The sequence below is a fragment of the Streptomyces nanhaiensis genome (assembly GCF_046614825.1).
Classification (GTDB): domain Bacteria; phylum Actinomycetota; class Actinomycetes; order Streptomycetales; family Streptomycetaceae; genus Streptomyces; species Streptomyces radiopugnans.
The window spans coordinates 50,559-58,505 of record NZ_JBKJFM010000015.1 but is presented as its reverse complement, the minus strand read 5'-3'; the positions used below and the strand labels follow the sequence as shown (position 1 = coordinate 58,505).

Genomic DNA, 7,947 nt, shown 5'->3' with positions numbered 1-7,947 from the left:
GCTTCCCCGGGCCGTGTGGTCCGCCCCGGCCCCGGCCGGGCGGGCGGGCGGGAAAACGTACGGGAGGGCCGGGCGGACGAGGGCTCCCCGTCCGCCCGGCCCTCCCTCGCCGGTTTCTACAGGCCGGCCGGGGCCGGGGCGGGCCGGCCGGCGGACACGGGCGCCGCGGCGGCCACCGGCGGCAGACCGCGCTCGCGCAGCGACAGCAGCACCCGCAGGACGGCGACCCACACCAGGCAGGAGCCCAGCAGGTGCGCCGCGACCAGCACCTCGGGCAGCTCGGTGAAGTACTGGACGTAGCCGATGACGCCCTGCGCCAGCAGGACCAGGAAGAGGTCCCGGGTGCGGACGACCGGTGCCCGGGGGGCGTTCACGGCGCGCAGCGCCAGCCACAGCAGTACGGTCAGGGCCACCACGGCCCAGGCCAGCAGGGCGTGCACCCGGGCGGTCGTCTCCCAGTCCACGCCCATCCGCGGCACGTCGCTGCTGTCGCCCGCGTGAGGACCCGCGCCCGTCACCATGGTGCCGACGACGATCAGCACCACGGACACGGCGGTCAGCGCCGCCGCGAGCTGCCGGATCCGCGCTCCGGCCAGCGGGCGCGGCACGTCGTCGCCCTCGCGGGCGCGCAGCCAGGTGACGGTGGTGACCGTGATGAGCACGCTGGCGAGCAGGAAGTGCGCGGCGACGGTGTACGGGTTCAGCCGCATCAGCACCGTCACACCGCCCAGCAGGCCGTTGGCGACGACCAGCCAGAACTGCGACCAGGCCAGCCGCGACAGGCCGCGGCGGCGCGGCTTCGCCGAGCGGACCGCGACGATCGCCCAGCCGACGGCGGCGCACAGCACGTACGTCAGCAGGCGGTTGCCGAACTCGATGGCGCCGTGCAGCCCCATCTCGGGTGTGGCGACCAGGCTGTCCCCGCTGCACTTGGGCCAGGTGTCGCACCCCAGCCCCGAGCCGGTCAACCGCACCACCCCGCCGGTGACCACGATGAGCACGCTCAGGACGAGCGCGGTCAGGGTGGCGCGCTCCACGGTGCGCTGGGCGGGGGTCCAGCGCCTGGCGACGTACGCGACGGGGTTTCGCGCGAATTCGAGCAGATTGGGCACGGACACCATGGTAGGCGGGTGCTTGTGCAAGCTTTCACGAGGGGGCGCGTGGGGCGGGACGCGCTCCCCGGGCCCCCTCCCGGGCGCCGCCCGCGCGGGCGGCGGAGATGCTCACTCCCACCGGAAGAAGCGGGCCGCGGCGGCCAGGCCCGCCACCGCCCACACGCCCAGGACCGCCAGGTTCCCCCAGGGCATCGCGGCACCGTCCCGCAGCACCTCGCGCAGCCCCTCGGAGAGCGCGGAGATCGGCAGCAGCTCCAGCACCCCGCGCACCGGCTCGGGGAACTTCTCCAGCGGCACCACCACCCCGCCGCCGACCAGCAGCAGGACGAAGACGAGGTTGGCCGCCGCGAGCGTCGCCTCGGCCCGCAGCGTCCCGGCCATCAGCAGCCCGAGACCGGAGAACGCCGCCGTCCCGGCGACCAGCAGCAGCGCCACGGCGAGCGGACTGCCGTGCGGCGACCATCCCAGCGCCAGGGCCACCGACGTCAGCAGCACCACCTGCAGCACCTCGGTGACCAGCACCGCGCAGGTCTTGGCGGCCATCAGCCCCCAGCGGGGCAGCGGCGAGGCTCCCAGCCGCTTGAGGACGCCGTAGCGCCGCTCGAAGCCGGTGGAGATCGCCTGGCCGGTGAACGCGGTCGAGAGCACGGCCAGCGCGAGCACGCCCGGCGCCAGGAAGTCCACGCGCCCGCCCCCGCCGTCCCCCTCCCCGGCCAGGTCCACGATGTCCACGGCGCTGAACAGCACCAGCAGCAGGGTGGGGATGACGATCGTCAGCAGCAGCTGCTCGCCGTGCCGCAGCAGCAGCCGCGTCTCCAGCGCGGCCTGCGCGGCGATCATCCGCGGCAGCGGGGCCGCGCCGGGGGCGGGGGCGTACGTGCCCGGTCCGGTGTTCCGAGCGCTCACGACCGCAGCTCCTTGCCCGTCAGTTCCAGGAAGACGTCCTCCAGCGTGTGCCGCTCCACCGCGATGCCGTCCGGCATCACCCCGTTCTGCGCGCACCAGGACGTCACCGTGGCCAGGAGCTGGGGGTCGACGGTGCCGGTCAGGCGGTACGAGCCCGGGGCCGTCTCGGCGGCCGCGGTGTCCGGCGGCAGCGCCTTGAGCAGCGAGGCCAGGTCCAGGCCGGGGCGCCCGGTGAAGCTCAGGGTGTTCTCGGCGCCGCCGCGGCACAGCTCCTCGGGGCTGCCCCGCGCGATCACCCGGCCCTCGTCGATGATCGCGACGTCGTCGGCGAGGGTCTCGGCCTCGTCCATGAAGTGGGTGCTCAGCACCACCGTCACGCCGTCCGCACGCAGCTCCCGCACCAGGTCCCAGGCGGAGCGGCGGGCCTGCGGGTCCAGGCCGGCGGTCGGCTCGTCGAGGAAGACCAGCTCGGGCCGCCCGACGACGGCCATGGCCAGGGAGAGCCGCTGCTGCTGACCGCCGGACAGCCGCCGGTAGGGGGTGCGGCCGCAGCCGGCCAGTCCCAGCCGTTCGATCAGCGCGCCGGTGTCCAGCGGGTGGGCGTGCAGCGCGGCCGTGTGGCGCAGCATCTCCGCGGCGCGGACGGTGGGGTAGATCCCGCCGCTCTGGAGCATCACGCCGACCCGGGGCCGCAGCGCGGCGGCGTCGGCGACCGGGTCCAGTCCCAGGACGCGGACCGTGCCCGCGTCCGGACGGCGGTAGCCCTCGCAGGTCTCGATGGTGGTGGTCTTGCCGGCTCCGTTGGGGCCGAGGACGGCGGTGACGGTGCCGCGCCCGACGGTGAGGTCCAGCCCGTCCACCGCCGTCCTGCTCCCGTACCGCTTCACCAGTCCCGCGACCTCGACGGCCGCCGTGTCTCGCATACCGGCGAGTCTAGGAGCCCGCGGGCGGACCGCCTCCGCCGGGCCGGGCCGTCCGCCGGGCCGCGCCGCCGGTGTCCCGGGTAAGGCACGCCTTACGTGACGCATCCCATCCGGGCCGGTCAGGGCGCGGCTTGCCCGCCTCCCCGGAATTACGCAACAATGGCGTTGTGAAAAAGCGCACCCGCCGCCACCGGCGGTCCGGCCACGGCGGGCGGGAGCGCTGCGGACCCGGGGCGGAGCGAGGAGGCGCGAGAGCACATGGCGGCCCACCACGGCGGCGGTGACACCCGCGCCCACGGCCACCCGGCCCCGGACGAGCACCACGGCACCCGCAACAAGGTCGCGCGCTCCATCCTCGACCACGGTCCGTCCACCGCGGCCGAACTGGCCCAGCGGCTGGAGCTCACCCAGGCGGCGGTCCGCCGCCACCTGGACGCACTGGTCTCCGAGGGCGTCGTCGAGCCCCGTGAGAAGCGGGTCTACGGCTCGCGCGGCAGGGGCCGCCCCGCCAGGGCCTTCGCGCTCACCGACTACGGCCGCAGCGCCTTCGACCAGGCCTACGACCAGCTCGCCGTCGACGCCATGCGCTGGATAGCCCAGGCCGCGGGCGGCGGCGAGAGGGGACGGGCCGCGGTCGCGGCCTTCGCCCGCGCCCGGGTCGCCGCACAGGCGGAGCGGTACCGCGCCGAGCTGGAACGCGCCGCACCCGAGGAGAGGGCCAGGGTTCTGGCCGAGGCACTGTCCAGGGACGGGTACGCTGCCACCGCGCGCGGCGCGCCCGCCTCCAGCGGAGAGCAGCTCTGCCAGCACCACTGCCCGGTGGCCCACGCCGCCGAGCAGTTCCCGCAGCTGTGCGAGGCGGAGACGGAGGTCTTCTCCCGCCTGCTCGGCACCCACGTGCAGCGTCTGGCCACCATCGCCCACGGCGACGGGGTGTGCACGACGTTCATCCCCGGAGCGGCTTCCGGGGCCGCACCCGGGACACCCAAGACATCCAAGACCACCGCAGCGACAGCATCTGCAAGCACAGCCGGGAGGAACCCCGCATGACTCTCCCCACGGAGACTGCCCACCCTGAGCTGGAGGGCCTGGGCAAGTACGAGTACGGCTGGGCCGACCCGGACGCCGCCGGCGCCTCGGCCAAGCGCGGCCTCTCCGAGGAGGTCGTCCGCGACATCTCGGGCAAGAAGTCCGAGCCGGAGTGGATGCTGAAGCTCCGCATGAAGGGCCTGAAGCTCTTCGAGAAGAAGCCCATGCCGAACTGGGGCTCGGACCTGAGCGGCATCGACTTCGACAACATCAAGTACTTCGTGCGGTCCACCGAGAAGCAGGCCCAGACCTGGGAGGACCTGCCGGAGGACATCAAGAACACCTACGACAAGCTGGGCATCCCCGAGGCCGAGAAGCAGCGCCTGGTCGCCGGTGTCGCCGCCCAGTACGAGTCCGAGGTGGTCTACCACCAGATCCGCGAGGACCTGGAGAAGCAGGGCGTCATCTTCCTGGACACCGACACCGCCCTCAAGGAGCACCCGGAGCTGTTCCAGGAGTACTTCGGCACCGTCATCCCGGCCGGCGACAACAAGTTCGCCGCGCTGAACACCGCGGTGTGGTCCGGCGGCTCGTTCATCTACGTGCCCAAGGGCGTCCACGTGGACATCCCGCTCCAGGCCTACTTCCGGATCAACACCGAGAACATGGGCCAGTTCGAGCGGACGCTGATCATCGTCGACGAGGACGCCTACGTCCACTACGTCGAGGGCTGCACCGCGCCGATCTACCAGTCCGACTCGCTGCACTCGGCGGTCGTGGAGATCATCGTCAAGAAGGGCGCCCGCTGCCGCTACACGACCATCCAGAACTGGTCGAACAACGTGTACAACCTGGTCACCAAGCGCGCCGTGGCCTACGAGGGCGCGACGATGGAGTGGGTCGACGGCAACATCGGCTCCAAGGTGACCATGAAGTACCCCGCCGTCTACCTGATGGGCGAGCACGCCAAGGGCGAGACCCTCTCGATCGCCTTCGCGGGCGAGGGCCAGCACCAGGACGCCGGCGCCAAGATGGTGCACATGGCGCCCAACACCTCCTCCAACATCGTCTCCAAGTCGGTGGCGCGGGGCGGCGGCCGCACCTCCTACCGCGGTCTGATCGAGATCGGCGAGGGCGCGGAGAACTCCAAGTCCAACGTGCTGTGCGACGCGCTGCTGGTGGACACCATCTCCCGCTCGGACACCTACCCCTACGTCGACGTCCGCGAGGACGACGTCACGATGGGCCACGAGGCGACGGTCTCCAAGGTCAGCGACGACCAGCTGTTCTACCTGATGCAGCGCGGTCTGTCCGAGGACGAGGCGATGGCGATGATCGTGCGCGGCTTCGTCGAGCCGATCGCCAAGGAACTGCCCATGGAGTACGCCCTGGAGCTCAACCGGCTGATCGAGCTGCAGATGGAGGGCGCGGTCGGCTGACCGCCCGGCCACCCGTCCTCCCCACCTCCGTGACCGTGAGCCGGTCTCCGGGCGCCGATGGGCCCGGGGACCGGCGAACACAGAAGACAGAGAGCGAGCAACACGACAGCCATGGCTGAGGCTCAGAACATCCCGGCCGGGTCCACGACCGCCGGATCGATCGCGGTGGCGGCCGAGTCCACCGTCGCCACCCGGATGAGCGCCCCGCCGTCCTTCGACGTGGCGGACTTCCCGGTGCCGCACGGCCGCGAGGAGGAGTGGCGCTTCACCCCGCTGGAGCGCCTGAGGGGCCTGCACGACGGCACCGCCGAGGCCGGCGGCGGCGTCAAGGTCGACGTCTCCGCGCCCGACGGCGTGACGGTGGAGACCGTCGGCCGCGACGACGCCCGTCTGGGCCGGGCCGGCAAGCCCGTGGACCGGGTCGCCGCCCAGGCCTACAGCGCCTTCGAGAAGGCCGCCGTCGTCACCGTGCCCAAGGAGACCGCGCTCACCGAGCCGATCCGGGTGAGCATCCAGGGCCAGGGCGGCGTCTCCTTCGGGCACACCGTCTTCGAGCTGGGCGCCTTCGCCGAGGCCGTCATCGTCATCGACCACACCGGCGACGGCGTGCGCGCCGCCAACGTCGAGTACGTGCTGGGCGACGGCGCCAAGCTGACGGTCGTCTCCGTGCAGGACTGGGACGACACGGCCGTGCACTGCTCCCAGCACAACGCGCTGGTCGGCCGCGACGCCACCTTCAAGTCCGTGGTCGTCACCTTCGGCGGCGACGTGGTCCGCCTCCACCCGCGCGTCAACTACGCGGGCCCCGGCGGCGAGGCCGAGCTGTACGGCCTGTACTTCACCGACGACGGCCAGCACCAGGAGCACCGGCTCTTCGTCGACCACGAGGCGTCGAACTGCCGCAGCAACGTCGTCTACAAGGGCGCCCTCCAGGGCCAGGACGCGCACGCGGTGTGGATCGGCGACGTGCTCATCCGCGCCTCGGCCACCGGCACCGACACCTACGAGCTCAACCGCAACCTCGTCCTCACCGACGGCGCGCGGGTTGACTCGGTGCCCAACCTGGAGATCGAGACCGGCGAGATCGTCGGGGCCGGCCACGCCTCGGCCACCGGCCGCTTCGACGACGAGCAGCTGTTCTACCTGATGGCGCGCGGCATCCCGGAGAAGGACGCCCGCCGCCTGGTGGTGCGGGGCTTCTTCGCCGAACTGGTCCAGCAGATCGGCCTGCCCGACCTGCAGGACCGCCTCATCGCCAGGATCGAGGAGGAGCTGGAGGAGTCGGTCGCATGAGCACCGGCGAAAGCGCGGTGGGCAGCGCGGGCTTCGTCCGCGTCGCCTCGCTCGGCGAGCTGGAGGAGGACACCCCCAAGCGGGTGGAGGTCGAGGGCGTCCCGGTCTCGCTCGTCCGCACGCGGGGAGAGGTCTTCGCGATCAACGACATCTGCTCGCACGCGAACGTCTCGCTCTCCGAGGGCGAGGTGGAGGACTGCCACATCGAGTGCTGGCTGCACGGGTCCAGCTTCGACCTGCGCACCGGCAAGCCCGACGGACCGCCCGCCACGCGCCCCGTCCCCGTATACCCCGTCAAGATCGAAGGAGACGGCCCCGACGCGGCCGTGCTCGTCTCCACCACCCAGGAGTCCTGAAGCCCCATGGCAACGCTTGAGATCCACGACCTGCACGTCTCCGTCGAGGCCGAGAACGGCCCCCGGGAGATCCTGCGCGGCGTCGACCTGACCGTGAAGCAGGGCGAGACGCACGCCATCATGGGCCCCAACGGCTCCGGCAAGTCCACCCTCGCCTACTCGCTGGCGGGCCACCCGAAGTACACGATCACCGGCGGCACCGTCACCCTGGACGGCGAGGACGTCCTGGAGATGAGCGTCGACGAGCGCGCCCGCGCCGGCGTCTTCCTCGCCATGCAGTACCCGGTCGAGGTGCCCGGCGTGTCCGTCTCCAACTTCCTGCGCACCGCCGCCACCGCCATCCGCGGCGAGGCCCCCAAGCTGCGCACCTGGGTGAAGGAGGTCAAGGAGGCCATGGAGCGCCTCTCCATCGACCCCGCCTTCGCCGAGCGCAACGTCAACGAGGGCTTCTCCGGCGGTGAGAAGAAGCGCCACGAGATCCTCCAGCTGGAGCTGCTCCGGCCGAAGATCGCGATCCTGGACGAGACCGACTCCGGTCTGGACGTCGACGCGCTGCGCGTCGTCTCCGAGGGCGTCAACCGCGTCCGTGAGACCGGTGAGGTCGGCACCCTGCTGATCACCCACTACACGCGCATCCTGCGCTACATCAAGCCCGACCACGTCCACGTCTTCGCGGCCGGCCGGATCGCCGAGTCCGGCGGCCCGGAGCTGGCGGACAAGCTGGAGGAAGAGGGCTACGAGGCCTACGTCAAGGGCGACCGGACGGCGTGAGCCGTATCCGCGGGGCCGCTCCGGCGGCCCCGCGCACCGACGGCGCCCCCGGTCCGGCCGGACAGGCGCGCAATGGGGTACCCACGGGGCGTGGGGTCCCGGGGTAGAACGGAGA

Annotated in this window: 8 protein-coding genes; 5 read left to right on the top strand and 3 right to left on the bottom strand. The window is 72.4% G+C overall.

All coding sequences use genetic code 11. The annotated features are described in order from the left end of the window. Positions 1-116: 116 nt before the first annotated feature. From ACLIYP_RS06970 to ACLIYP_RS06960, 3 genes are all read right to left on the bottom strand, one after another. Entirely contained in the window at positions 117-1,121 is a 1,005-nt protein-coding gene (locus ACLIYP_RS06970; protein ID WP_412712254.1) for a COX15/CtaA family protein, read from the bottom strand. Between the two features lie 102 nt (positions 1,122-1,223). Beyond that, positions 1,224-1,955 (bottom strand): ABC transporter permease, encoded by a 732-nt coding sequence (locus ACLIYP_RS06965; RefSeq protein WP_412712260.1) that lies wholly within the window; start codon positions 1,953-1,955, stop codon positions 1,224-1,226. 62 nt (positions 1,956-2,017) lie between these two features. Beyond that, a complete protein-coding gene (locus ACLIYP_RS06960) occupies positions 2,018-2,944 on the bottom strand; it encodes an ABC transporter ATP-binding protein (RefSeq protein WP_412712253.1) in 927 nt (308 codons plus the stop codon). A gap of 258 nt (positions 2,945-3,202) precedes the next feature. Here ACLIYP_RS06960 and ACLIYP_RS06955 point away from each other — a divergent pair, with 258 nt between their 5' ends. The 5 genes from ACLIYP_RS06955 (at position 3,203) to sufC (ending at position 7,832) form a co-directional block, all read left to right on the top strand. Next, entirely contained in the window at positions 3,203-3,994 is a 792-nt protein-coding gene (locus ACLIYP_RS06955; protein WP_412712252.1) for a helix-turn-helix transcriptional regulator, read from the top strand. Further along, a complete protein-coding gene (gene sufB, locus ACLIYP_RS06950) occupies positions 3,991-5,412 on the top strand; it encodes a Fe-S cluster assembly protein SufB (RefSeq protein ID WP_093655392.1) in 1,422 nt (473 codons plus the stop codon). The genes ACLIYP_RS06955 and sufB overlap by 4 nt, the downstream gene beginning before the upstream one ends. Positions 5,413-5,523: 111 nt before the next feature. Next, positions 5,524-6,705: a Fe-S cluster assembly protein SufD gene (sufD, locus tag ACLIYP_RS06945; protein ID WP_412712251.1), complete on the top strand. Its 1,182-nt coding sequence runs from the start codon at positions 5,524-5,526 to the stop codon at positions 6,703-6,705. Next, positions 6,702-7,061, top strand: coding sequence for a non-heme iron oxygenase ferredoxin subunit (locus ACLIYP_RS06940; protein ID WP_412712250.1), 360 nt, complete (start codon positions 6,702-6,704; stop codon positions 7,059-7,061). Before sufD ends, ACLIYP_RS06940 begins: the two co-directional genes overlap by 4 nt. A gap of 6 nt (positions 7,062-7,067) precedes the next feature. Next, positions 7,068-7,832: a Fe-S cluster assembly ATPase SufC gene (gene sufC, locus ACLIYP_RS06935; RefSeq protein ID WP_279557722.1), complete on the top strand. Its 765-nt coding sequence runs from the start codon at positions 7,068-7,070 to the stop codon at positions 7,830-7,832. Positions 7,833-7,947: the final 115 nt, after the last annotated feature.